General features: G+C 40.1%; 25 protein-coding genes. 11 read left to right on the forward strand and 14 right to left on the reverse strand.

Features of this window, described 5'->3' with window-relative positions:
* Positions 1-252: 252 nt before the first annotated feature.
* A complete protein-coding gene (queA, locus tag DC498_RS03160) occupies positions 253-1,302 on the forward strand; it encodes a tRNA preQ1(34) S-adenosylmethionine ribosyltransferase-isomerase QueA (RefSeq protein ID WP_116872683.1) in 1,050 nt (349 codons plus the stop codon).
* A 121-nt stretch (positions 1,303-1,423) separates the two neighbouring features.
* Here queA and DC498_RS03165 read toward each other — a convergent pair whose 3' ends face one another.
* The 11 genes from DC498_RS03165 to DC498_RS03215 form a co-directional block, all read right to left on the reverse strand.
* Complete coding sequence (locus tag DC498_RS03165; protein ID WP_165813733.1) at positions 1,424-2,104, reverse strand: OmpA family protein; 681 nt, start codon at positions 2,102-2,104, stop codon at positions 1,424-1,426.
* A 217-nt stretch (positions 2,105-2,321) separates the two neighbouring features.
* Positions 2,322-2,621 (reverse strand): DUF952 domain-containing protein, encoded by a 300-nt coding sequence (locus DC498_RS03170; RefSeq protein ID WP_116872685.1) that lies wholly within the window; start codon positions 2,619-2,621, stop codon positions 2,322-2,324.
* A 22-nt stretch (positions 2,622-2,643) separates the two neighbouring features.
* The gene (locus tag DC498_RS03175) at positions 2,644-3,645 is read right to left on the reverse strand and encodes a chorismate synthase (protein ID WP_116872686.1); all 1,002 of its coding nucleotides are present in this window, start codon (positions 3,643-3,645) and stop codon (positions 2,644-2,646) included.
* A 26-nt stretch (positions 3,646-3,671) separates the two neighbouring features.
* The gene (gene aroA / locus DC498_RS03180) at positions 3,672-4,967 is read right to left on the reverse strand and encodes a 3-phosphoshikimate 1-carboxyvinyltransferase (RefSeq protein WP_116872687.1); all 1,296 of its coding nucleotides are present in this window, start codon (positions 4,965-4,967) and stop codon (positions 3,672-3,674) included.
* A gap of 1 nt (position 4,968) precedes the next feature.
* The gene (aroB, locus tag DC498_RS03185) at positions 4,969-5,988 is read right to left on the reverse strand and encodes a 3-dehydroquinate synthase (RefSeq protein WP_116872688.1); all 1,020 of its coding nucleotides are present in this window, start codon (positions 5,986-5,988) and stop codon (positions 4,969-4,971) included.
* 64 nt (positions 5,989-6,052) lie between these two features.
* A complete protein-coding gene (gene tnpA / locus DC498_RS03190) occupies positions 6,053-6,490 on the reverse strand; it encodes an IS200/IS605 family transposase (protein ID WP_116872689.1) in 438 nt (145 codons plus the stop codon).
* A 25-nt stretch (positions 6,491-6,515) separates the two neighbouring features.
* Positions 6,516-7,604, reverse strand: coding sequence for a chorismate mutase (locus DC498_RS03195; RefSeq protein ID WP_116872690.1), 1,089 nt, complete (start codon positions 7,602-7,604; stop codon positions 6,516-6,518).
* A gap of 149 nt (positions 7,605-7,753) precedes the next feature.
* Positions 7,754-9,430 carry a DEAD/DEAH box helicase gene (locus DC498_RS03200; RefSeq protein WP_116872691.1) on the reverse strand — a complete coding sequence of 559 codons (1,677 nt, stop codon included), beginning with the start codon at positions 9,428-9,430 and terminating at the stop codon, positions 7,754-7,756.
* 84 nt (positions 9,431-9,514) lie between these two features.
* On the reverse strand, positions 9,515-10,363 hold the full coding sequence (locus DC498_RS03205) for a prephenate dehydrogenase (RefSeq protein WP_116872692.1): 849 nt from the start codon (positions 10,361-10,363) through the stop codon (positions 9,515-9,517).
* Between the two features lie 3 nt (positions 10,364-10,366).
* Complete coding sequence (locus DC498_RS03210; protein WP_165813734.1) at positions 10,367-11,548, reverse strand: pyridoxal phosphate-dependent aminotransferase; 1,182 nt, start codon at positions 11,546-11,548, stop codon at positions 10,367-10,369.
* Positions 11,549-11,586: 38 nt separating this feature from the next.
* Complete coding sequence (locus tag DC498_RS03215; RefSeq protein ID WP_116872693.1) at positions 11,587-12,504, reverse strand: prephenate dehydratase; 918 nt, start codon at positions 12,502-12,504, stop codon at positions 11,587-11,589.
* Positions 12,505-12,714: 210 nt separating this feature from the next.
* On the opposite strand from DC498_RS03215, the gene DC498_RS26075 reads away from it, so the two are divergent.
* Positions 12,715-12,888 (forward strand): hypothetical protein, encoded by a 174-nt coding sequence (locus tag DC498_RS26075; RefSeq protein ID WP_165813735.1) that lies wholly within the window; start codon positions 12,715-12,717, stop codon positions 12,886-12,888.
* A gap of 36 nt (positions 12,889-12,924) precedes the next feature.
* Here the strand turns inward: DC498_RS26075 and DC498_RS03220 are convergent, their stop codons facing one another.
* Entirely contained in the window at positions 12,925-13,401 is a 477-nt protein-coding gene (locus DC498_RS03220; RefSeq protein ID WP_116872955.1) for a hypothetical protein, read from the reverse strand.
* A 519-nt stretch (positions 13,402-13,920) separates the two neighbouring features.
* On the opposite strand from DC498_RS03220, the gene DC498_RS03225 reads away from it, so the two are divergent.
* From DC498_RS03225 to DC498_RS03240, 4 genes are all read left to right on the forward strand, one after another.
* Positions 13,921-15,204, forward strand: a complete 1,284-nt coding sequence (locus tag DC498_RS03225) for an OmpA family protein (RefSeq protein WP_116872694.1) — start codon at positions 13,921-13,923, stop codon at positions 15,202-15,204.
* A 42-nt stretch (positions 15,205-15,246) separates the two neighbouring features.
* Positions 15,247-16,098, forward strand: a complete 852-nt coding sequence (locus DC498_RS03230) for a hypothetical protein (RefSeq protein ID WP_116872695.1) — start codon at positions 15,247-15,249, stop codon at positions 16,096-16,098.
* Positions 16,099-16,198: 100 nt separating this feature from the next.
* A complete protein-coding gene (locus DC498_RS03235; protein ID WP_116872696.1) occupies positions 16,199-17,233 on the forward strand; it encodes a sensor histidine kinase in 1,035 nt (344 codons plus the stop codon).
* 7 nt (positions 17,234-17,240) lie between these two features.
* On the forward strand, positions 17,241-18,005 hold the full coding sequence (locus DC498_RS03240; RefSeq protein ID WP_116872697.1) for a LytR/AlgR family response regulator transcription factor: 765 nt from the start codon (positions 17,241-17,243) through the stop codon (positions 18,003-18,005).
* 55 nt (positions 18,006-18,060) lie between these two features.
* Here the strand turns inward: DC498_RS03240 and DC498_RS03245 are convergent, their stop codons facing one another.
* The gene (locus DC498_RS03245; protein ID WP_116872698.1) at positions 18,061-18,795 is read right to left on the reverse strand and encodes a carboxypeptidase-like regulatory domain-containing protein; all 735 of its coding nucleotides are present in this window, start codon (positions 18,793-18,795) and stop codon (positions 18,061-18,063) included.
* Positions 18,796-19,477: 682 nt separating this feature from the next.
* On the opposite strand from DC498_RS03245, the gene DC498_RS03250 reads away from it, so the two are divergent.
* Positions 19,478-19,741, forward strand: coding sequence for a hypothetical protein (locus tag DC498_RS03250; protein ID WP_133176749.1), 264 nt, complete (start codon positions 19,478-19,480; stop codon positions 19,739-19,741).
* Positions 19,742-19,875: 134 nt separating this feature from the next.
* Positions 19,876-20,310 (forward strand): FAD-dependent monooxygenase, encoded by a 435-nt coding sequence (locus tag DC498_RS03255; RefSeq protein WP_116872700.1) that lies wholly within the window; start codon positions 19,876-19,878, stop codon positions 20,308-20,310.
* 297 nt (positions 20,311-20,607) lie between these two features.
* Here the strand turns inward: DC498_RS03255 and DC498_RS03260 are convergent, their stop codons facing one another.
* Positions 20,608-20,829 (reverse strand): hypothetical protein, encoded by a 222-nt coding sequence (locus DC498_RS03260; RefSeq protein ID WP_116872701.1) that lies wholly within the window; start codon positions 20,827-20,829, stop codon positions 20,608-20,610.
* Positions 20,830-20,974: 145 nt separating this feature from the next.
* Between DC498_RS03260 and DC498_RS03265 the strand changes: the two genes are divergently transcribed.
* The 3 genes from DC498_RS03265 (at position 20,975) to rimO (ending at position 24,100) form a co-directional block, all read left to right on the forward strand.
* The gene (locus tag DC498_RS03265; protein ID WP_116872702.1) at positions 20,975-21,550 is read left to right on the forward strand and encodes an RNA polymerase sigma factor; all 576 of its coding nucleotides are present in this window, start codon (positions 20,975-20,977) and stop codon (positions 21,548-21,550) included.
* On the forward strand, positions 21,543-22,640 hold the full coding sequence (locus tag DC498_RS03270) for a S1C family serine protease (protein ID WP_116872703.1): 1,098 nt from the start codon (positions 21,543-21,545) through the stop codon (positions 22,638-22,640). Before DC498_RS03265 ends, DC498_RS03270 begins: the two co-directional genes overlap by 8 nt.
* A 152-nt stretch (positions 22,641-22,792) precedes the next feature.
* Entirely contained in the window at positions 22,793-24,100 is a 1,308-nt protein-coding gene (gene rimO, locus DC498_RS03275; RefSeq protein WP_116872704.1) for a 30S ribosomal protein S12 methylthiotransferase RimO, read from the forward strand.
* The last annotated feature ends 32 nt before the right edge of the window (positions 24,101-24,132 follow it).

The raw sequence follows: 24,132 nt of genomic DNA on the forward strand, positions 1-24,132 counted from the left end.
TGAATGGTTTGAATTGTGTCAAACCCACCATTCCTTGATTTAAAATAAAATTAGAAGGCAAGCCTAACATGGCAAAAAGCAACTGCCGTGTTTAAAAAAAATAATAAAAGATAATAATTATCCTTACCTTTGCACGCTGTAAAACAGCTATTTACATGAAACCTGGTACCGTAAGATCAGGTTCCGGCAAGATTTCCCTCCCGCTTTTATGGGCAAGTTTCATGTGACTGTAAACAAATAATAAACATCCAAATGAAACTTTCGCAATTCCGTTTCGACCTTCCACTTAATTTAATCGCTCAACATCCGGCCAAAAAAAGAGAAGATGCACGTATGATGGTTGTGCATCGCGATACAGGCAATATTGAAAACAAGCACTTCCGCGATGTACTTGACTATTTTGATGATAAAGATGTTTTTGTAGTGAACAATACCAAGGTATTTCCTGCGCGTATGTATGGCCGTAAGGAAAAAACGGGTGCTAAAATAGAAGTGTTTCTGCTCCGCGAATTAAATCATCAGAATAAGCTTTGGGATGTTATTGTTGACCCAGCACGTAAAATAAGAGTAGGCAATAAATTGTATTTCGGAGAATCAGAAGACCTGGTTGCTGAAGTAATTGACAATACTACCTCACGCGGACGTACCATCCGTTTTCTTTTTGATGGCACTGATGAAGAGTTTAAAACTGTTTTAAATACTTTGGGTGAAACACCTTTACCAAAATACATTAAACGCAAACCTGACGAGGAAGACAGGGAACGTTATCAAACGGTATATGCAAAGCACGAAGGCGCTGTAGCTGCTCCTACTGCCGGTTTGCATTTCAGTATTGAGCTGATCAAACGTCTTGAAATAAAAGGTATACGTTTTGCTGAAGTTACGCTTCATACAGGATTGGGCACTTTCCGCCCTATTGAAGTGGAAGATCTGAGTAAACACAAAATGGACGCAGAATATTACCGTATTGAAGATAAAGCCTGCGCTATCGTAAATAAGGCAAGAACATCAGGTAAAAGAATCTGTTCTGTAGGCACTACAACCATGCGTGCACTGGAATCATCTTTTACAGCAGAAAAATTATTGAAGCCTTCTGAGGGATGGACAAACACTTTCATTCATCCTCCGTATAATTTTTCTATTGCAGATTCGCTTATAACCAATTTCCATCTGCCTAAAACAAGCCTGCTAATTATGACCTGCGCTTTTGCAGGGTACGATCTTGCAATGGAAGCTTATAAAAAAGCCATAAAGGATAAATACAGGTTCTTTAGCTATGGCGATGCTATGCTGGTGCTATAATTTACCTGGAAATTTTTTAAAAAAGAAAGGTGAAAAGTCAAAGGATTTTTCACCTTTTGCTTTTCACCTCCAGATTGAATATATATTATATATCCCCGTCCCGAATATATATTTATCGTATTTACTGGATCAGTACCATTTCAACCCTCCTGTTTTGTGCCCTTCCTTCCGTAGTACTGTTTGATGCTACAGGATCAAGAATCCCATTAGCTGATATCATGATCTGGTTTTCCTTTACACCTAACTCCACAAAATATTTTTTCACGTCTTCCGCACGCGATAAAGAAAGTTGTTGGTTATATTCAGCAGAGCCCCTGTTATCAGTAAACCCGGCGATGCTTACTTTTAAAGTTTCATCAAATACAAGCCTATCAGCAAAAGCCATTACAGACTGGAATGATTCACTATCAAGCGCGTTGTGCTCATTCGAATTGAATTGCACGGAAGATAAAGCGATATAGTTTCCTGATTGTTTCAGTAACTTGTGCAACGTTCTGAAATTATTGTTGTAATCTTTAGATAATGAGGATTTTTTTGCCTCTGTTGTTGCGGTATTCTTTTCCACTTTTGCAGCAGCAACAGTCTTTATCACTGCATGCTCAGCAACTGAGGTTTCATTTGTAGTAGATTTGGCAGACCTGTAAACAGGAGCAATCTCCGGCAAATCTTCCCGGGTTATATATTTATCACCTAAAACTTTTGCTTCAGAAGCGGTTGCCACTTCTTCAGTATTGTTTACAATGATTCGGTTAATCTGGAAGGATAAAAGGATAATACCGGTGATAATTAATAAACTTTTCATAAACGTGTTTTTAGGTCGTGATCGAATTAGTATTATCCCGCAATGGGAAAGTAAAATTACTATGCAGCTTGTAGAAAACCGCATAATATCTCCTAAAAAGAAACACTTAGGGCTACTTTCTATCATACATCAAACAATACTTGTTGTAATGTTTAAACACGAATAAACATATATCAACTGAAGGAGTTATTTACAGGTTTTCAAACCTAAAGCCAGGCTAAATTTTTTCTATTTGAGCAATTGCTTCAAAATTGATTGGACCGTATATATGAGGGAATGTGTCTTCAATTGCGTTAGACCAATCATAGATCAATTGGCTGGTTAATTTGTCAGTATCAATGGCGAGTTTTACAAGATTTGTTTTACCGGAAAAATACCTGTTTAAAACATCGGGAATTTGCCTGTCTTCACTGCAGTGTATAAAACCTTCTTCCTTTAATGACGGAGAGACATAGTACCCCGTTTCCTTAGCTGCATCCCATTCAGGCTGGGTTGTAATGTGGTAAATAAGTGCCATAGCAATCGTTCGTAAAATGAAATTACAATATACGTTTAATCTTTTGCTCTGCCATCATCAAATCGCAAAGTACAAAAGCGGTTACAGCTTCAAGAACGACCGGTACTCTTAGAGCAATGCAAAGATCGTGGCGGCCTTTTACAGAAAAATCTTCCATCTCCCCGGTTTCCCAGTTAAGCGTGTGTTGTGTTTTTGGTGTACTCGATGTGGGCTTTATAGCAATACGGAAAACAAGTTCGTTGCCATTGGTAATTCCACCAACAATGCCTCCTGCATGATTGGTGATTGTTTTGCCACTCATATCCGCGATTGCATCATTATGTTCTACGCCAAACATTTTTGCAGCAGCAAAACCGGTTCCGAATTCAACACCTCTTACAGCAGGTATGGCAAACACCGCATGACTCAATAATGATTCTGCAGAATTGAAGAAAGGTTCTCCCAATCCAACAGGTAATCCGTTAACACGACATTCAACAATGCCGCCGATGCTATCTTTGGCTTCAATGGCTTTTTGCAGTCCTGCTTCTATATCTTTTTCACCACCAATTTCAAGAATGGTAGCGGCTACATTAATACTGGCAGCATGGGCTAATAGTTTTTTAGCTATTACGCCTGCTGCAACAAGGGCTACAGTTAATCTTCCACTGAAATGACCGCTCCCCCTGTAATCTTCAAAGCCGCCAAACTTTTTTTGTGCCACAAAATCGGCATGGCCGGGGCGTGGCACTGATCTTTGTTTCTGATAATCTCCTGATCTTGTATTGTTATTTTCAAACAAAATCGTGATTGGCGCCCCGGTAGTGGTATCATTAAATATACCGCTTTTGAAAATGGGCAGGTCAGATTCCTGCCTTGGCGTTGTGCCCTTTTGTGTACCGCCTTTTCTTCTTTCTATATCTGCGAGAAAGTCATCCACCTTAAGCGATAGCCCTGCAGGGCAACCGTCTATGGAAATACCTACACTTTCTCCGTGAGATTCACCAAATATATTTATACGAAAAAATCTGCCGAATGAGTTCATATAACGGTAATGTATACTTGCAAAAATTAATGTACGCTGTTTGCCGGCTGATGGGTTACCACGCCTGCATCCAGTTGTTTTATATCTTCATAAAAGTCGGGATATGATTTGTTCACGGCTTCAGCATCTTCTATCACAGTAGCACCATCTGCTTTAAGCGCAGCTACCGCACAGGCCATAGCTATACGGTGATCATGTCTTGAGTGTACTTTGGCGCCGGTTAACCCTTTGCCGCCATGCACCAGCATAATATCGCCATTCAATTCAACTGTCAACCCCATCTTACCAAATTCTTCCTGCAGTGTTAATCCGCGGTTACTTTCTTTATGTGCAAGCCTGCTCACACCTTTTATGGTTGTTGTGCCATTGCAATAAGCCGCTAAAGCAACCAAAGGTGGAAACAGGTCAGGGCAATCTGTAGCATCAAAGCTAAAAGCTTTTAATGGCTTTGGTGATAAGCCGATATGGTCGCCATTGATTTTCATTCCGGCGCCGGCATCTTTTAAAGCCTCGAGTATTTTTTTATCTGCCTGGGTTGATGTTTCGGATAACCCTATCACTTCAATATTACCTGCAATGGCGCCGGCAACCAAGAGAAATGCCCCGCCACTCCAATCTCCTTCAACGGTATAGGTTATTTTTCCCGGTTTATTTCTTTCTTTCTTTTCAAAATAGAAAGATTCGTAATTGTTATTTACCGGAACCTTCATCCCGAAGGCCTCCATCACTTTTAAAGTGAGATCAATATATGGCCTGCTCTTGAGATTGGTTACAGTAATGGTTATATCTGATGCATCCGCGGCAGCATACGCCATCAGCAAGCCCGTAAGAAACTGCGAGCTTAATGAGCCGTCAATGGTAATATTTTGGGGTTGAAGAGGACCGGTAAGGATTATCGGGAGTTTCCCTTTATTCGACTCCACTTTAATGCCCAACTGCGGAAAAACTTCATCAAAAAAATCCATTGGCCGGGTAAGTAAACTGCCTTCACCATTGATGGTAACAGGGGTTTGGTTTAGAGCAATCAGTGGTGCAAACATGCGGATACCTAAACCGCTTTCGCCGCAATTCACATCCGAAGGCACATTTTTAGCAGTACTGTTTACCTCAATTTCGCTGGCAGATATATTATGCTGCACAACAGCACCTGAAGCTGCAATAATGCCCAGCGCTGCTTTATCATCATTGGAATGACCGGCATTGAGAATTGTTGTTTCACCCCGGTGTATCAATGCTGCGGCACATGCACGCTGCATTGAGCTTTTTGAGGCAGGCGCCTGTATTTTTCCTGAAAGTGTTGATGGCTGTATAGTAGCAATCATATTATAATGCCATTATTATTTTGTCTAATTTGGTTAAAGGTATAGTGTGAATTACGCCCTTACCTATTTTATCCAGTAGTATATAATTCATTTCCTTTCTTACCCTCTTCTTATCCATCTTCAATACTTCAATTGCTTTCTTTTTATTAAACTCAGCGTAAGTAGGCAACCCGTATTTTTCAAGAGTGGCAACTATTTTTTCGGTTTGTTTAAAGCCACGCAATTTTGCTGATATTTCAGCGGCGTATGTCATGCCGATAGCAATAGCCTGACCATGAGAAAGCTCATATTGATTTTCCAGAGCATGACCAAGCGTATGCCCATAGTTGAGCAATTTCCTGTCGCCTTTTTCAAATTCATCTTTCTGCACTATTTTAATTTTAATAAGCGCATTGCGATGAATAAGTGAAGCCATTTTCTTTTTGTCTTTTCTGTAATCATCAATGGTATTCTTTTCAAGCTCTGCGAACATAGGGGCATCTTTTATAGCGGCGTGCTTGATAATTTCCGCGAAACCATTTTGCCATTCAGGCAATGATAAAGAATCAAGCAGTTTTAAATCGTGCAGAATGAATGATGGCTGGCGTATAATACCCACCATGTTTTTATATACACCTACATCTATACCATTTTTCCCTCCTATACTTGCATCAACCATTGCCAGCACAGAGGTTGGCACAAATCCAAATGGAATGCCACGCATATATATGGATGCAACATATCCCGTAATATCTGTAATTACACCACCGCCAATACCAATCAATGTTGTTTTCCGGTCTGCTTCCATATTGAGCATCTGCTCAATGATGGTATCAACTGTTGCCTGTATTTTATATTGCTCGCCTGCTCTGAGTACAATCGTATTCCAGTTTTTGAATTTTTCAGGATGTGCTTTAAACAGGTTTTCATCTGTAATGATAATGGCCGATTTGATGTCAACTATCTTCTTTAGCTGCGCAAACGTTGCATCAAAATAATATGTAGTAGAAGCTTTACTGAAAGAATATGTTTCTGTGGTCAAGTTGTACTGGTTTATCGTTTGTTGTTTATAGTTTTATTTTACCTCCTGGGTCTTACCATCTCTTTCACACATTCACCTGCAGCACCATTTTCTCAAATGCTGCCAGCTCTTCATCGATTGTTTTTGTTTGATGATATTCTTCCTGGCGGTTAATATATTCTATTGACTTATCTATATTGGAAGGGCTGACAGAATACGCGTAAAAGCTATCATCCCAGTCAAAAAAAGCGCTCAGGAATTTATTGTTATTAACCCAGTCTGCCGAATCTGTTTTCAGCTGTTTTATAACCTCTGCTATAGATTGATGTGGTGTTAATTTAACAACAATATGTATGTGATCCTGAATGCCATTTACAGATAGCAGCTGTATTCCTTTTGACAGTGCATGCTGTTTTAAAAACGGGAACAGCACTTTGCGAACAATAGCGCTTAGTAAAGCCTGCCTGTTAATGGTTGTCCAAATAGCATGTACATAAATGTAGGAATACTTTCCCGCCTGCATGTTCTCTTGCTTTTCCTGAGAAGGATCAGGCGTTCATGATCTTGTTCTGGTGATTGATAGACTCCATATGCACCGCGTCAAAATACTTGGTGATGAATTCTTTGCCCAAACCAATTTTTTCTCCTCTTACAAAAGCTCTTTCCAATATTTCATTCCAGCGTGATGTTTGAAGAATAGTGATATTATTCTCCTTTTTATATTGCCCGATTTTTTCTGCGAGTTTCATACGCTGGCTAAGCAGTTGCATCATTTCATCATCAAGATGATTGATCTGCTGACGGAGTTTTTCAAGCGCGGCATGAAAAGCTTCTGAATTCACATCTTCTTTTCTCCATACTATTGCATCAAGCATTTCAGCTAATTTCTCAGGCGTAACCTGCTGCTTGGCGTCGCTCCATGCATTATCCGGATCAATATGGCTTTCAATCATCAAACCATCATAGTCAAGATCAATCGCTTTTTGCGCTACTTCAAGCAGTATATCCCTGCGTCCGCAAATATGGGAAGGATCATTGATCATGATCAGCTCAGGATTACGGCGTTTCATTTCAATAGCCAAATGCCACATAGGTGCATTGCGGTAATCGGTATTGCCATAAGAGCTGAATCCGCGATGTATCAAACCGATTTTTTTAATACCTGCTTTTGCCACACGCTCAACCGCACCGGTCCAAAGTTCAAGGTCAGGATTGATAGGATTTTTTATTAATACAGGAACATCGGCACCGCGTAATGCATCTGCCACTTCCTGAACACTGAATGGGTTTACTGTAGTGCGTGCGCCAATCCAAAGCATATCAACATCAAAATGCAGCGCATCTTCTGTTTGTTTTGCTGTAGCTACTTCTACGGTAGTTGGCAGCCCGGTTAATTTTTTTGCCTGTTGCAGCCAGGGTAATCCTTTTGTACCAATACCTTCAAAGCTTCCTGGTCTTGTACGTGGTTTCCATATACCGGCTCTCAGCATATCCACCTTACCTGTGTTAGCCAAACGTTGAGCAGTTTCAATTACCTGTGCTTCTGTTTCAGCACTGCATGGCCCTGAAATGATCAATGGCTTTTTATTCAATTTCTCCAGTACAACTTCTTTGGCATTTTTTTCAACCGCTTGCATATAGTATTAATTTATTGTTGTTTTAAAATATACATCTTTTGGCTCTGAGCTTGCTGCTAAGGTTACAGGTTACAGGTAGTGCAACATTCACTATTCACACCGCTGCATTTTATTCCTGACTCCCTAAACCCTAAGCCTGACTCCTTTCCTCACCTCCTGCTATCAGCATCATTCATCCTGATGCTTCTTCCTTTATACTTTTTGCCGTCAATAGCACGGATCATTTGTCCTGCTGCTCTTTTATCTATCTCAATCCAGCTATTCATTTCCTTCATATCAACTCTGCCGAGCACTTCTTTTCTAAGGTCACTCATATCAAGAATGAACTGTAAGAAACTGGCTTTATAAAAACCATCCTTGGTGCCCAGGTTTACAAATAACCTTGCATAATCACCGCCCCTGCCATTGCCTGAATACTCCCTGCTTCTCCCGGAATCCTTCCTGTCGCGCCTGTCGTATCCTGATCTTTCTTCTCTGCCTCTTACTTCTCTTGTCCTTTCTCTTACATTAAGATCTTCAGCGTTTTCATAATATTTTAAAAACCGTTTGAATTCCTGTGCTGCCAGCCTTTTTAAAATCTCTTCTTTGCTGACATCAGCAAATTTTTCCTCCAGCATTGGAATATAAGGCTCGTAGCTGCTGTCATCTATATCCAGTTGAAGCAGGTTATCCATAAAATGATAAAACTGTTTACGGCATACATCCTTGCCACCGGGTATTTCCAGTTTGTGAAAAGGAACCTGTACTATTCTTTCAATCTGGCGTATTTTACCAATTTCACGGCTATGTATGATCGACATACATATTCCGGTATTACCGGCTCTGCCCGTTCTCCCGCTGCGGTGTGTGTATACTTCTACATCATCAGGTAATTCGTAATTGATTACATGCGTAATACCCTGCACGTCTATACCTCTTGCTGCCACATCTGTAGCTATCAGTAATTGTAATGTCTTCTCTCTGAATTCACCCATCACCTTGTCTCTTTGCTGTTGGGTAAGATCGCCATGCAATGCATCAATATCATATCCTTCTCTCGTTAATTTTTCCGCAATATTTTGTGCATCTGCCTTTGTGCGGGTGAAAATGATGCCGTAAATACCAGGATTGAAATCTATTAATCTTTTCAGCGTTTCATAACGGTGCTGTGCACTCGTAATATAATACTGGTGATCAATATTTTTATTGGCTGTATTTACTTTACCAACCGTAACCTCAACAGGCTGTTGCATGTATTTTTTGCTTACCCTACGTATTTCCGGTGGCATAGTAGCACTGAATAACCAGGTGCTTTGCCGGTTGGGTGTGTTTTGCAGGATAAATTCAATATCATCCTGGAAACCCATGTTCAGCATCTCATCTGCTTCATCCAGCACCACGTATTTTATCTGCTCAAGATTGATGGCTTTTCTTTCAATAAGATCTATTAATCTGCCGGGTGTTGCAACTACAATCTGTACGCCTCTTTTTAAATCTCTTATTTGTGCCCCGATGGAAGCGCCGCCATACACTGCCACCACATGCATGCCGGGCATGAATTTCTTGAATAATTCTATTTCATTCACGATCTGCAGGCAAAGCTCCCTTGTGGGGCAAACGATCAATGCCTGGGGAAATCTTTCTTTTTCGTTAACCAATTGCAGCAGTGGTAACCCGAAGGCTGCTGTTTTGCCTGTACCTGTTTGTGCTAATCCTACCAGGTCTTTAGTGCCGCTTAATAATACCGGTATTGCCTTTTCCTGTATAGGAGTGGGGTTTGTAAAACCCAGGGCATCTGTAGCCTGAACCAACTTCTCATCCAAACCTAACCCTTCAAATGTCATCATATAATAAAAAAATTTTCGCAAAGATAACCCTCATTTGGCTGATAACCCTTATTATTTAGCTTTTTATAGAGGGTAATTGGCACCTTATTTAATAATTCTGTTGATTTTGTTGGCGCTTTCCATCAACTCCTGCAGGTATTCATAGTTCTCTTTTTCCAGGCAGCTTTTAAATTTTCTTAACTGGGTGATATGTTCATTCAACACATCCAGCACATGTTCCTTGTTTTGTTTAAAAATAGGCAGCCACATAGCCGGGCTGCTTTTTGCCAAACGAACAGTGCTTTCAAAACCTCCGCTTGCCAATTCAAAGATCGCGTTATCTTCTTTTTCCTTTTCCAACACCGTGTTAGCCAATGCAAAAGAAGTAATATGTGAAATATGGCTTACATAAGCGGCATGCATATCATGGCTCACGGGGTCCATATAAGTAACACGCATTCCCAGCTCTTTGTATATTTTTTCTACCGTTTCAACGGCATCTTTATCGCTTTTTTCCTTTTCACATATCACACAGGTGCGCCCGGAAAACGCTTCGCGAACTGCTGCTTCCGGCCCGCTGTATTCCGTACCCCACATGGGATGGGATGCCACAAATCTGCTCCGCATAGGATGGTGAGCCAGGGCTTCGCACAACGCCTGCTTTGTTGATCCCGCGTCTACAACAATTTGCTTATCCGTTACCAGGTTCATTATCCGCTGCATCATCGGAATAGTGGCATCAACCGGGATGGCTACATATACCAGGTCACTTTTTTTAACCGCTTCTTCCAGGGGGAGGGCTTCATCTATAATACCTAATTCCAGTGCCTTTTTAATACTGCTTTCCGTGCGGCTAACACCAATAACATGTTGGGTAAGTCCTTTATCTTTTAAAATAAGGCTAAAAGAACCGCTTATTAAACCAACGCCTACAATTGTGACAGAGTGAAACATTGTTTATTGTTTTCCTTTTCGTGATGCTTTAATTCGTTCAATACTTTCTGTTATTTTTTCTTCGCTGCCGCAGAGACTCACACGGATATAATTATTGCCGGCACTTCCGAAAATACCACCCGGCGTAATGAATACATTGGCGTTATACAATACTTCATCGCTCAGGGTAAACCCATCTTTATAACCTTCGGGTATAGCTGCCCAAACAAACATGCCGGCCTGCGTTTTTGAAAAACTGCAATTGAGTAACGTGAGCAGTTCAAACACTTTTTCCCTTCTCTTTTTATATACGGCATTTACATCATCATACCAGTTTTTACCCAAACCCAGGGCTTTTGCAGCAGCAAGCTGAACCGGTAAAAACATGCCGCTGTCCATGTTACTCTTGAATTTTATAATTTCATCAATCCTTTCTTTGGCGCCGCATATCATACCTACCCGCCAGCCTGCCATATTTTGAGATTTACTTAAAGAATTTAATTCTACAGCTACATCTTTAGCCCCTTCAATGCTTAGTATGCTTAACGGATTTTCATTAAGAATGAAGCTATATGGATTATCGTGCACGAGTAATACCCCGGTTTCTTTCGCGAAGCTGATCAATTCCTCAAAAAATGCTTTTGTAGGTAATTGCCCTGTTGGCATATGGGGATAGTTCACAAAAAACAAGGGACTTCTTCCGTCAGCAGAATTTTTAATTTGCGCTTTCAATAATTTAAAATCAGGCTTCCAGTCATTCTTTTCTTCCAAAGCATATTCAATAATATTACCTCCGGCCAATTTAGCGGCACTTCTGTAAGTGGGGTAGCCGGGATTGGGCACATATACATTATCTCCCTCGTTAATATAGGTCATGCAGATATGCATTATACCTTCTTTACTTCCGATCAGCGGCAATATTTCTGTTTCAGCATTAAGTGTAACATGGTACCATTTCTCATACCAATCTGCAATAGCTTTTCTTAATATTGGTGAACCTTTATAATTCTGGTATGCGTGAACATTCGGTTTGGCGCTTTCTTCCTGCAATACCTTAATTACATCAGGGTGTGGAGGCTGGTCCGGGCTTCCTATACCGAGATTGATAATTTGTTTTCCCTGTTTATTTAATTCATCAATCTCCCTGAGCTTTTGAGAAAAATAGTATTCTCCAATACCTTCTAATCGTTTTGCTGTTACAATCATTTTGCCTGGTAATATTTTATTTATAAATGCCGTTGCTGTTATGAGAAATGTTCGCCTTTTTTATACACACCGTAAATCTTCAAATCTTCTGTTGTTTTTTTTATGTCGCGGATAACGCTGTAAAACTGATCGAGTGAATCAAACTCCATATCAGCATGAAATGAATACCTGAAATCTGAACCTGGAATAGGGAAGCTCTGCAGTTTGCTCAGGTTAATACCGCCTTCCGCAATTTGGGTAAGCACTTTCGCTAAACTTCCTCTTGAATGGTCGGTATGAAAATTTACAGAAGCCTTGTTGGCGTTTTCAATTACTTCCGCAAGATCTTCGTGCTGAAGCACAAGAAAGCGGGTATAATTGTTAGACTGTGTGTGAATATCAGGACCTATGATATCGAGTTCAAATAATTGCGCGGCAAGCTCGCTGGCAATAGCAGCTATATGTTTGCTTTTATGCTGATGAAGGTGTTTTGCACTAAGCGCAGTATCTTCTGTTTCAACCAGCTTCCAGTTCTGTTTATCCAAAAATTCAAGGCATTGCTGAAGCGCCATAGGATGGGAGTGTACCTCTTTTATATCTTCAAGCGTTACACCCGGATTTACCATTAAGTTTTGGCGGATATGCAGGTAAACTTCACCGGTTATTTTAAGTTTGCTTTTTTTGAGGAGATTATAATTGGGGAGAATGCTGCCGGCAATGGAATTTTCTATTGCCATCATACCGCCATCGCTTTGTTTTTTACCGGAAGCTGTTTTAATAACTTCTTTAAAAGTATTACAGCAAATTACTTCTACATTGTTACCGAAAAAATGCCTTGCCGCTACCTGGTGAAAACTTCCTTCAAAGCCCTGTATAGCTATTAATGACGGTTTGGGACTGGATTTGTGTTGCGAGCCATTGGTTGTTGCCGCAACACTGTTAGTCTCTGTTAGTTTAGCCGATTTAATATTGCTCATAAATTATTTAAATGCGAAACATATAGCAGATGTCATAAAAAAATCCCGGCTTTTGCCGGGATTCTTATGTCGAACTAGTTTGTTTCTATTTTTTCAACAAAAGCAATCCCGGTCTACCGGTAAAGTAGAAGTAAAAATAAAAAAAACGGTATGCTCTTGAGATTTTCATTGCGCAGCAAATGTAGCACTAAAAATAAATAGAAAAATTTTTTGACTGATATTTTTTCAAAAAAAATCAGAAGAAAAGCTGTTTTTAAGCTTGTTGGTTCATTTCTTCTGAAAAAAACTCCTGTATTTGCTATAGCAGGAATGGAGCATAAGAACAGAAAGGCTAGAGCAAAACATTCTTTCTATTGTGAGGCGTTGGATTTTAATTTAGATTAGAGCCTCCGGTGGCCCTGCTCTGAAAAAGCGCAGCCATCAAATGAGCTGCACTTTCGACTTGGTAAGACCCAAAAACACTATGATAGCCAGGATAATCAAAAAAGATAACCGCACAAGACTTAATATCTCCCATTGCTTTGCCCGCTTTGTTAAGGAGTCATTCATGTGTTCTGAATAGGGCGTGCCGGTAATAGCGATCAGCTCAGGTACAAAAAAAGCAAATGTGATGATTAAAACGAGCACATAACCTGCAGATGTTATCAACAGGTAGGACCTGCTGCCTGTTTTCCAGAACAGGATGATAGAAGCAAACAATAATAACAACGTGACAGGGTGAATGGCTATCCAGAAAGGTGTGGGATTAAGTCCATACTTACCCTGGAACATGCTTAGCGAAACAGGCGGCGCGGCGCTCCACCGGGGCACTACGGCTATATGTTCATAAATAGCTGCGCCTGTAACCACGGCAAAGGAAAGGCAGGCAAATGCGTAAATGATATTTTTAATGTCCATAAAAAATGATTGATCGTTATAAGAATAATTGTTTTTGTGAAATTTTATTTTCAACTGTACAGGAACATAGCATTAGTATTACGATTTATATTCACAACGGTACCAGATTGTTGTGATACTCATATTTATGTATAATTCCCACAGGTAATTAAAAAATGTTTATGCATAAGTGAGATTTTTATGAATGCGGGTGTAAATTAGAATGGACAGCATCTTCGGACAATGCAGCATGCGATGAAACGGAGAAATAAGCGGACGAAGTTTAGGTAGTGTTGTGTAGAAAAGAATGTGCAAGGGTGCTGGAAGTAATAGTTTTTTATTCCAAAAAAAAATTGATAGCTAATCAGGTATCCGACAGTAAAATTGCTAATCTCCTCCGGTTGCTTTTTCTGCAAGAGTACAATTCGTTTATAATTTCCTTTAACAGTCGCTTCATGTAATATTCTCTCCGTTTGATAACAGCCATGCTTTTTTCAGCTTTATGTCATTTTCATATTTGCAGCCGAAAAGCAAATCAATATGACTAAGAAAATTTTCATCCTCCTGTTAACAGTTCTGCCTGCACTGGCAAATGCCCAGCTAAAGGGTTGGACAGAAAAAATAAACGACAAAGTAAAAAATAAAACTACCCCCCGTATAGACAAGAAAATTGATCATACTATTGATGACAGACTTGATATAATAGAAGGGAAAAAACAACCTGCTAAAAAAAATGAAGCCTCACAGAAAAACATAGGCGATACATCTATTGCCGGAAAAAAATTATACGTGAAGTACGACTTTATTCCAGGTGAAGAAGTGATTTACAGCAACGATTTTACAACGGATAATATGGGCGAGCTTCCCGCGGGCTGGAACAGTAATGGCACAGGCGCTGTAGTAACATTGGATGCTTTCAGTGGCAACTGGGTGCAATTCTATCAAAACACTGCTTATCTCACCGACAATACCGCCTCCTTTACTGAAAATTGCACGGTTGAATTTGACCTTGTACTGCGCCGCACTAATCCAAAAGCACCTTTTCCTGAATTGACCTGGGGCGTATTATCCTCCGGAAGCTTATCGCCTGGCGATAATGCATTGCTGAAAAACTATACAGCCACATTTGCTACCGAAATGAATATCCAGCCTTCTGAAAACAGCAATGCTTCTGTTCACCTGCAAACATTTGCTAACGGCACAGTGCATTTAAAAACCGACATTAAAAAACCGGTTGCCAGGGTACAGACATTTAATGAAATCATTCATATAGCCATGCAGGTGCAAAAAGAAAGGCTTCGCATCTGGTTCAATGAAGAGAAGCTGTATGATTTGCCAAAGGCTATTGTTAGCGGTGCAAACATCAACCAGCTTTATTTCATTGTGAAAAGATATGGCGGGCCGGAAGAGGAAGTAGGTTATGCCATCAATAATATCAAAATAGCAAAAGGTCTGCCGGATACAAGGCATAAGCTGCTTGAAGAAGGGAAATTTTCCACGACCGGCATCCGGTTCCATGTTAATTCAGCTGTTTTGTTGCCAGAGAGTAATGGCGTATTGCGTGAAATAGCAGCTATTCTTGCCAAAAACCCGGAGCTGAAAATAAATATCATTGGTCATACAGACAACGATGGGGATGAAGCTGCTAATCTTGAGCTGTCAAAGAAAAGAGCCGGATCAGTGAAACAATCTCTTATTAACGATTATCGCATTGATGTCGGCCGGATGCAAACCGAAGGAGCCGGGGAGCAAAATCCTGTAAGCGATAACAATACCAAAGAAGGCAGGGCCAATAACCGGAGGGTTGAATTTGTAAAATCGTAAACACACAACAAATAATTCATTAAACCAATTTAAAATTCGCATATGACACATCAGGCAACACAACAACAAAACATTCTTTCTGTTAAAACCTTTATTACAATTATAACAGCAGGTTTTCTGTCACTTCTCCTGTTTTCATTTACCGTACATAAAAAAATAGCGGATGATTTTTTAAAACAGTTAGGAATCAGTAAAGCCGATGCAAACAGTAAAATCAGCAGCAGCCTGCTGGATGGTTACCTGGATGCTTATGGTGTAAAAAACATTAAAAATATTGCCATAGGAAATCGCACAGGCATAACCAACAGCCTGCTGGAATACACAAAACAATATGTAAGCAGCGCCGGTTTTATTAAAGAATACAACGCGTTGCGTGATCAGAAGAAACCGGTGATGTACTATGTAAAAACGCCTGAGGAATTTCAGCAGGAGATAATTGAGAATGCAAAGAAGAGTATGTTAGATGTAGAGCAAAAACTGAAAAAAGCGGACGCTGCCATGAAGCCTGTTTTTGAAAAAACGCTGGAATCCATCAGCAAACAGCTACAGCAGGCAGAAGATCCTAACAATAAATCCATAGCAGGTTACAGGAAAGGCTACCCGGTATTGGTGAAAAACAGGGAGGATACTTACGCGAAAGAAATAGTAGCCTGGGAGACCAAATACCCCGCCGGTCACCAGCAGTTTATAAAACAACGCCTGTTACGGTTCATGGAAGAAACCAGAGACATCAATTTTGGCGCTGAGTTATATGAAAAGAAAGGCGTAAAGTATTTTTCCAATCCTGACTATGAAGCCAAAAGCATTTACTGGAAAATGGCTTTCCGGGCAGGCAAAGAAGTGGTGGAACCTGCAAGGACTTTTGTTCAGGGGTGGATGCAATCCATGCAATAGTGCCGGGGTTTAAACAGCTATTCCTACGCTTCATACCAGGATTAAGCAGCTTAATACCCGGGAATATCCATACAAGTGGATTTTCTGCGATATTTGAATCATGCAGCCCGAATCTCAAAACAGAACGACCTTTCTGCTGATGGCAGTATTACTTCCCCCCACGCTGGTGATAACCACTTATTTCATACTGGGTAAAATGTATTTTTCCAGCATGACCACTTTCGGTGCAGCTTCCGCGGTGGCGTTTCTTATCATGTCCGGCATCTGGATCCTGCAGGGCAGGCTGGGATGGAAGATGCTGCGGATATATCCTTCACACCGTGACACAGTAAAGAGGGTACTGCTCTTTTCCAGCATGAACCTGCTCATTGTAATATTGAGCGTTACCATAATATGCTGGATATTCGACCTGCTGAGTATACTGGATTACCGTTTTACGGTTAAAACCTGGTTAAGAGGACTTCTGGCAGGAGCGATATGCACCATAGTTAACCAGGCCGTGTATGAAACCGAAGCTTCTTATCGCAGGATAAAAATCTCGCAGCTGGAGGCGGAGCAACTGAAAAAAGCACAATTGCAAACCCAGTTCGACTCGCTGAAAGAGCAGGTAAACCCGCATTTTTTGTTCAACAGTTTAAACTCCTTATCCTCCCTGATTGCTACCAACCCCGACAAGGCCGAAGCGTTTGTGGAAGAAATGAGCCGGGTATACCGGTACCTGCTGCGCAGCAATGAAGAGCAGTTAACCACCCTGCAAAAGGAAATGGATTTTATTGAATCTTACAATATGTTGCTGCAAACCCGCTTCGGCAGCGGATTTCAGCCTGTGTTGCAAATAGAGGAAAAGAAGAAGGAATGGCTGCTGCCACCCATGACATTACAATTGCTGATAGAGAACGCAGTAAAGCATAATATTGTTGACCCGGACACCCCGCTGGTGGTGCAGCTATATACCCAGGATGAAAAGCTGGTGGTGAGCAATAACCTGCAAAAGAAAAACAAAGCAGTGGCTTCAAATAAAGTAGGATTGAGCAATATTATATCAAAATACAAATTGCTGAACTACCCTGAAGTGGAAATTAAAGAAACAACAACTGAATTTATTGTGGTTTTACCATTGATTAAAAACACCTGATAATACTATGCAAGTATTAATTATTGAAGACGAACAACTGGGTGCTGAAAAGCTGGCACGGCTGCTTACATCTATTGACAGTTCTATAGAAATTGCAGGCAATACACGCAGCGTTAAATCTTCGGTAGAATGGTTGTTGCAGCATAAGCACCCTGATATTATATTGATGGATATTGAACTGACAGACGGGCAGAGCTTTGAGATATTTACTCATGTCACGATAAAAAGCATGGTCATCTTTACTACTTCTTATGATGAATATGCTTTGCAGGCTTTTAAAGTAAACAGCGTTGATTATCTCTTAAAACCTATTAAGAAAGAGGAATTGAAAAATGCGTTGGATAAATACCAGCAGTGGCAGGATAGATTCTCCTCTTCTTTACTGAATGTTGAGCAACTCATTCAAAAATTGAAACAGCAGCAGCCCAAAGCATGGCGCTCCCGCTTTTTAGTGAAGCAGGGACAAAAATTACTCTCTGTTGAAACCCGCGACATAGCTTATTTTTATGCCGATGGCAGATTGAGTTATTTTATAACCTGGAACAAACAGAAGCATATTGTGGATTACACGCTCGAAGAATTAGAGCCTATGCTGGATCCTCAACAATTTTGCCGTGTTAACCGGGGCTTCATCCTGCACATTAAAGCTATTGCACAAATCCACAATTATTTTAATGGAAAACTTAAGCTGGAATTACAACCACCCATTGATAAGGAGGTTTTGGTAAGTCGTGAAAGAGCTATGGAATTTAAAGAATGGATGGGAAAATAGATGATAACTACCTCAATCACGTGGATATTTCCCTGATTGTTTTATCATGATTTAATTACCTATCTGTAAACTGAATAGTAAAACAACGGGAACAGAAATTAAATTCAGGCTCAAACTCTGCAACCATACTGCTCGTATAATCGCCTTCATAAGCAGTTCTCAGCTTTAATGCGTTTCCTGTTGGGATATGCTTTGCTGTTATGGTATATTTTCCAATAGGTATATCCGGTACCTGCGAATAGGCGCCACTGTTAGGCTGACCACCCTTACGTTTAATAACCTGGCCCGGATTTCCGTCAATAAGGTTCCCCATGGGTGTAAACGTAAACTCAATATTCTGCGAATCATAGATTTCACTTTCAGAATCTGCATACAGGTATGCCGTGCCGCCATAAAAGCCAACTAAAGGAGCAGGCTTTTCACCTTCAAGCTTCCATTGAAAATTTACGGTAGCACCATCTGCACCGGCAAACGCATTGTCTTTGTCAGGGTGCATCTCCAGCTTTTTAAAGCTTTTACCGTTAAAGATCCTGTCTATTTCTGCATACACTCTCCATGAACCTATACCCACCGGAATTTTATAATTTCCGTTAGCATCCGTAGTGCCGGTAGTTCCCGAATTATAATAGATCGTATTATCAACAATAATCCTTGCACCGGAAATAGGATTGCCTTTAGTGTCGGTAACTTTTCCTTTTACATAGTTTTTGTCTGTTCCGCCTATAATGTCAATATCAGCTTTGTCGCATGCAACGGCAAATAAAAGTGCTGTTAATAGTAACTGTTTCATTTTTTAATGTATTGCTTTTGATTTAGTTTAAGCAAGACTGTACGACTTGTATGAATGCAGGCATATGCCACCGCCTTCAACGAAACAACCTGGTTTTGTTTAAATGGCTATCTGTTTTTGGAAAAACTGATTACCTGCATTGTCATATTTCTTGTTATAAAATTTTATGGAGCAAAAGTGGAATGATATACGCTCATCGGCAACTACCTATACTGTGAACTGCATATTACGCGAGGTGAATTGGTGCGGATACCCGGTTGGTTGTAAATGTGGTTAGTTATCCTAAAACAGCCATTACAGTTCAGTGTACAATAACCGCAATTCACCGGAAAGCCTATTGTCAAACGACGAAGACAATCCGATTTTTAACAGCAAAACAATAGTATTCAGTTATAAAAAATATCAGTCATGGTTAAGAAATTGCATAATCCCATTGCAGGAGATACATTGGAGATTAAGAGGGTAAAAACACCAACCAGGCCTATCATTTGATACAGGCCTTCATATCCAAAGGATGCCTTGGTCCCTTAGCTCATTATCATCTTTCATTTTCAGAAGAGTTTACCGTATTGGAAAGGGCATTTGCACATGCTGAACGGCAATGGAAAATTAGTATTAACTAAAGGGCAGCGCTTCCTGGCGGAGAAAGGCAAGATACATACGTTCTGGACTACGGATAGTGATGCGAAGTTTTTTGTGTAAGGTAATGCCTGCCTGCGAAGGACAATACCTTGCAGCATTGATCGCTTCCAACCTCGTGAAAGCCGGGCTGACCAATAAAAAAGGGATCCTAACTAATATCCGGCATCTTGCCGTATTGCTCGACATTGGCGAATCCCGGCGTACCGGGTTCTTTGCCATAATTGGTGGCATACTCGGGTGGATGGCTAAAACGTCCAAAGGGCAAAGAGTTAAAGCCGGGCTGCTGGAAAAATATGCTATGTAGGAAAACGAACCGGAATTGGCGACTGCCTGAAAAATCATTTCAATAATATTCAATACTAAACAATATGATCATTAAAAATGTTTACGTATTCAATGGAAAGCCAATAGCAGGCACATCGGATATCAGGATTGAGAATGATAGGGTTGCTGAAATATCCTGCGGAAGTTCAATCTATACTCAATCAAATATTGGAAGACGCTTTGATCTGGAATGATATTATTGACTTAAAACCTATTCCGAAATATGCCTTTGGCAATATATTACTCCTGGGCGATGCCGCGCATGCCACTGCGCCCAATATGGGACAGGGTGCTTGCCAGGCTATTGAAGATGCAGCAGTGTTGTATGATGAGCTTTTAAAAGGAGGTGAATTGAACGACATATTTCTTCGCTTTGAAAAAAGAAGATTGAAACGCACTCATTTTATTACCAAGCAATCTGCCCGTATCGGTAAAATGGCACAAACAACAAACCCTTTAATGATAAAGGTTCGCAATGCGATATTCCGGGCAGTGCCGGAGAGTATAAAAGAAAAACAATTCAAACAGCTCTATAACACGGATTGCTAAGCTGGTTTGTTGCCGGTGCCGGAATCCTGTTCCAACGGCCCGGTTATGCGTTTGATTATAAAGCCGTAAAAATATCAGCTGGAAAGAGATATGCCCAAAGTGAAGATAATGGAGATTAAAAGTCAATCTGGAAAATAAACAGGTGTATTTCAAGAATACTGCAATTTCATATACCGAGGGGAAGAATAGACTTTACCCTTTAATCATTTGTTAACTCATTAAAAAAAATGCCACTCTTAAAAAAGAGTGGCCTCAACGATTGCTTGCCATATGAAAATCGTATAAAGAAGCTTGCGCTTATTTTTTCAGAGAATCAACTACAGCTTTTGCGCTATCAACAGCAGCACCTACAGCAGCTTTTGTGCTATCTACAGTTGCATTTGCGCTGTCTAAAGCAGCTTCACCTGCAGCTTTTGCGCTATCTACAGCAGCTTCAGCAGCGGCTTCAACCGGAGTTTCAGATGCATTGTTACAAGCTGCGAAAGCGCCTATTGCTAAAATAACCAATAACTTTTTCATTCTTAATAGTTTTTGAATAGTTTGATAATGAAATTTAATCTTAATACCAGATGGATAAAAAAGGTAACCCAGATTTTTTTAAAAATATTTTTTGCCCAACTTTGGGTTACCAAATAAGTTATTTCTGTATTAATTATACACGCCGGTGAACACTAATCTGAAAGAACAAGAACTGATTAAAGGATTGGCTCTCAATGAGAAAGGTGCTATTGAAACCATTTATAAGGATAATTTTGCTGTAATTCAGCACCTGATTATCAATAATAATGGGTCGGAAGATGACGCTAAAGATATTTTTCAGGAAGCAGTGATTGTATTATATGAGAAGGCTAAATCCGGAGTATTTGAGTTAAACTGCCAGATAAAAACTTACCTGTATTCGGTAAGTAAACGGCTCTGGCTGAAGCGCCTGCAAAAGAATAACCGGTTTGAATTGCTGGCAAATGGAGTAGAGGAAACCGTACATGTTGAAGAAGATATTTCATTGCATGAAAAAAGAGATGATGAATTTGGTATGATGGAACATGCGATGACCAATATAGGAGAACCCTGTAAAAGTTTGCTTGAAGCTTATTATATACACAAGCAAAACATGCAGGAAATATCAGAAGCTTTTGGTTATACCAACGCGGATAATGCCAAGAACCAGAAGTACAAATGTCTGATGAGATTAAAGAAATTGTTTTTTGCACAATATAAAAACGGTAACAAAAATGGATGACATTCGTTTGCTGGAAATGATTGAGCGTTACCTCCAGGGTGAAATGACAGAGGAGGAAAAAATATTGTTCAAAGAGTTGCGCAGAACAAATCCTGATGTAGATCAGAAGGTTGTGGAACAACATTTCTTTATTAACCAGATGGAACGGTTTAATGAAGATAAAAAGTTCCGGGCTTCTTTAAATGAGGTACATGAGCAACTTTTGGCCGAAGGAAATATAAAGCCTTATAGTGGCAAGAGCAAGGTGGTTCAATTGTGGAACCGCTCAAAAAGAACGATAGCGGTGGCTGCATCGATAGCAGGAGTTACAGCCCTTGTGATCAGTGCTGTTGTTAGTTCTTTAGCGCCTAAAACCGATAAAGCGCAGATTGAAAACCTTGGAAGAAAGATTGATATACTGGAGAAAAACCAGAACCACACACGCCGTGAGCTTAGTGATGTGAAAAATAAGATTGAAATACCTGGTGAGCCTGCTAAGTTTGGCGGAACCGGCTTTTTAATTGATACAAGAGGATATCTGGTGACTAATGCGCATGTAATTAATAAGGCTGAAAGGGTAAGTGTACAAAGCCAGTCTGGTGTAGAATTAAGCGCAAGAAAAGTTTTTTCTGATGATAGTCTTGATATAGCTATTCTTAAGATTGATGATAATCTTTTCAAGCCATTATCTGCATTACCCTATGCTATTACAAAAAATGCCAGCGGAGACCTCGCAGAGCCCATATTTACCCTGGGATATCCTAAAGATGAAATTGTATATGGCGAGGGTTATTTGAGTGCTAAAACAGGTTATAAAGGAGATTCACTTACCTGCCAGATTTCTGTTTCGGCAAATCCTGGTAACAGTGGCGGACCTGTAATCAACAAAAACGGTGAAGTGATTGGGGTATTAAGCACAAGGCAAACAACAGCAGAAGGTGTTGTATTTGCTATAAAGGCAAAAAATATATTTAAAGCACTTGACGACCTTAAAAAAGACAGCAATAATTTACACATTAAATTACCTGCAACTTCTTCTGTAAAGAATATTGACAGACCACAACAAGTTAAGAAAATACAGGATTGTGTGTTTATGGTGAAAGGATATTAATGTATAGCGTAACGCATCTGAGAAAAAGACCGGAGATCAATTACTCCGGTTTTTTTTATAAACCATACTGATATCCAGTGTGTTTGCTATATTATTCTAAAGATTACAAGCTTTATATGAAACCCCATTTAAATACTTAATTTTGCCGCCTGATGAAAACAAGAACGCTCAGGAAAGATAAGGTTAATATTATTACACTTGGATGCAGCAAGAATGTTGTTGATAGTGAAGTGCTCAGCGGTCAGCTTAAAGCAAATGATATAGCCGTGGTGCATGAAAGCAAAAAGCCCGATCATAACATAGTGGTAATTAACACCTGTGGCTTTATTGATAAAGCTAAAGAAGAGTCAATAAATACAATCCTGGATCATGTAGAATTGAAGAAGAAAGGAAGGATTGATAAAGTATATGTTACCGGTTGCCTGAGCGAAAGATACCGGCAAAACCTGGAAGAAGAAATTCCGGAAGTAGACGCCTGGTTTGGTACCCTGGAGCTCCCTTTAATGCTGAAACAATTTAATGCGGATTATAAAACAGAGCTGCTCGGAGAAAGATTATTAAGCACTCCAAAGCATTATGCTTACATGAAAATATCTGAGGGATGTAACCGCACCTGTTCTTTCTGCGCTATTCCTTTAATGCGGGGGCAGCATGTAAGCAAACCAATTGAGCAACTGGTTGCCGAAGCGGAAGGATTAGTGAAAAATGGCGTAAAAGAAATAATGCTGATAGCGCAGGAGCTTACTTATTACGGACTGGATATTTATAAAAAAAGAGATTTACCCCGCTTACTGCATGCATTAGCTGATGTAAAAGGGTTGGAATGGATACGGCTACATTATGCATATCCTTCAAAATTTCCTTTGGAGATCATTGATGTGATGAAAGATCGCCCGAATATCTGCAATTACCTTGATATGCCTTTGCAGCATGCCAGCGATAATATGCTGAAGGCTATGCGCAGGCAGATCACAAAATCAGAAATGGATGACCTGATAGGAGAAATAAGGAGCCGTATTCCCGGAATTTGTTTGCGTACCACATTAATTACAGGTTTTCCCGGTGAAACAGAAAAAGATGTTGAAGATGTGAAATCATTTTTGCAACAGCACCGGTTTGACAGGGTTGGCATATTTACTTATTCGCATGAAGAAGGAACTTCAGCACATGCTTTAGCTGATAATGTTCCCAATGAAGAAAAGGAGAGAAGAGCGCAGGAAATTATGGAAGTGCAGCAGGAGATCAGTTATGAAAAAAACCAGGATAAGATAGGGCAGGAGTTCAGGGTAATTATTGATAAAAAAGAGGCCGGTCGTTATTTAGCCCGCACAGAATTTGATTCTGTGGAGGTAGATAATGAAGTGATCATTAATGCGGATAAAAAACTACCTGTCGGCGAATTTGTAAACGTGCGTATTACAAAAGCTTATGATTACGATTTAGAAGGAGAGTTAATATAGTGCTGAATAACTCAAAGTAGAGCCTGATATCG

It is taken from the genome of Terrimonas sp., from assembly GCF_003075435.1.
Classification (GTDB): domain Bacteria; phylum Bacteroidota; class Bacteroidia; order Chitinophagales; family Chitinophagaceae; genus Agriterribacter.

Excerpts from the sequence above, each read along its gene's own strand:
- queA (WP_116872683.1), top strand. The coding sequence starts at position 253 with ATGAAACTTTCGCAATTCCGTTTCGACCTTCCACTTAATTTAATCGCT.
- DC498_RS03165 (WP_165813733.1), bottom strand. The coding sequence starts at position 2,104 with ATGAAAAGTTTATTAATTATCACCGGTATTATCCTTTTATCCTTCCAG.
- DC498_RS03170 (WP_116872685.1), bottom strand. The coding sequence starts at position 2,621 with ATGGCACTTATTTACCACATTACAACCCAGCCTGAATGGGATGCAGCT.
- DC498_RS03175 (WP_116872686.1), bottom strand. The coding sequence starts at position 3,645 with ATGAACTCATTCGGCAGATTTTTTCGTATAAATATATTTGGTGAATCT.
- aroA (WP_116872687.1), bottom strand. The coding sequence starts at position 4,967 with ATGATTGCTACTATACAGCCATCAACACTTTCAGGAAAAATACAGGCG.
- tnpA (WP_116872689.1), bottom strand. The coding sequence starts at position 6,490 with ATGCAGGCGGGAAAGTATTCCTACATTTATGTACATGCTATTTGGACA.
- DC498_RS03195 (WP_116872690.1), bottom strand. The coding sequence starts at position 7,604 with ATGCAAGCGGTTGAAAAAAATGCCAAAGAAGTTGTACTGGAGAAATTG.
- DC498_RS03200 (WP_116872691.1), bottom strand. The coding sequence starts at position 9,430 with ATGATGACATTTGAAGGGTTAGGTTTGGATGAGAAGTTGGTTCAGGCT.
- DC498_RS03205 (WP_116872692.1), bottom strand. The coding sequence starts at position 10,363 with ATGTTTCACTCTGTCACAATTGTAGGCGTTGGTTTAATAAGCGGTTCT.
- DC498_RS03210 (WP_165813734.1), bottom strand. The coding sequence starts at position 11,548 with ATGATTGTAACAGCAAAACGATTAGAAGGTATTGGAGAATACTATTTT.
- DC498_RS03215 (WP_116872693.1), bottom strand. The coding sequence starts at position 12,504 with ATGAGCAATATTAAATCGGCTAAACTAACAGAGACTAACAGTGTTGCG.
- DC498_RS03220 (WP_116872955.1), bottom strand. The coding sequence starts at position 13,401 with ATGGACATTAAAAATATCATTTACGCATTTGCCTGCCTTTCCTTTGCC.
- DC498_RS03225 (WP_116872694.1), top strand. The coding sequence starts at position 13,921 with ATGACTAAGAAAATTTTCATCCTCCTGTTAACAGTTCTGCCTGCACTG.
- DC498_RS03230 (WP_116872695.1), top strand. The coding sequence starts at position 15,247 with ATGACACATCAGGCAACACAACAACAAAACATTCTTTCTGTTAAAACC.
- DC498_RS03235 (WP_116872696.1), top strand. The coding sequence starts at position 16,199 with ATGCAGCCCGAATCTCAAAACAGAACGACCTTTCTGCTGATGGCAGTA.
- DC498_RS03240 (WP_116872697.1), top strand. The coding sequence starts at position 17,241 with ATGCAAGTATTAATTATTGAAGACGAACAACTGGGTGCTGAAAAGCTG.
- DC498_RS03245 (WP_116872698.1), bottom strand. The coding sequence starts at position 18,795 with ATGAAACAGTTACTATTAACAGCACTTTTATTTGCCGTTGCATGCGAC.
- DC498_RS03250 (WP_133176749.1), top strand. The coding sequence starts at position 19,478 with ATGCGAAGTTTTTTGTGTAAGGTAATGCCTGCCTGCGAAGGACAATAC.
- DC498_RS03255 (WP_116872700.1), top strand. The coding sequence starts at position 19,876 with ATGATAGGGTTGCTGAAATATCCTGCGGAAGTTCAATCTATACTCAAT.
- DC498_RS03260 (WP_116872701.1), bottom strand. The coding sequence starts at position 20,829 with ATGAAAAAGTTATTGGTTATTTTAGCAATAGGCGCTTTCGCAGCTTGT.
- DC498_RS03270 (WP_116872703.1), top strand. The coding sequence starts at position 21,543 with ATGGATGACATTCGTTTGCTGGAAATGATTGAGCGTTACCTCCAGGGT.
- rimO (WP_116872704.1), top strand. The coding sequence starts at position 22,793 with ATGAAAACAAGAACGCTCAGGAAAGATAAGGTTAATATTATTACACTT.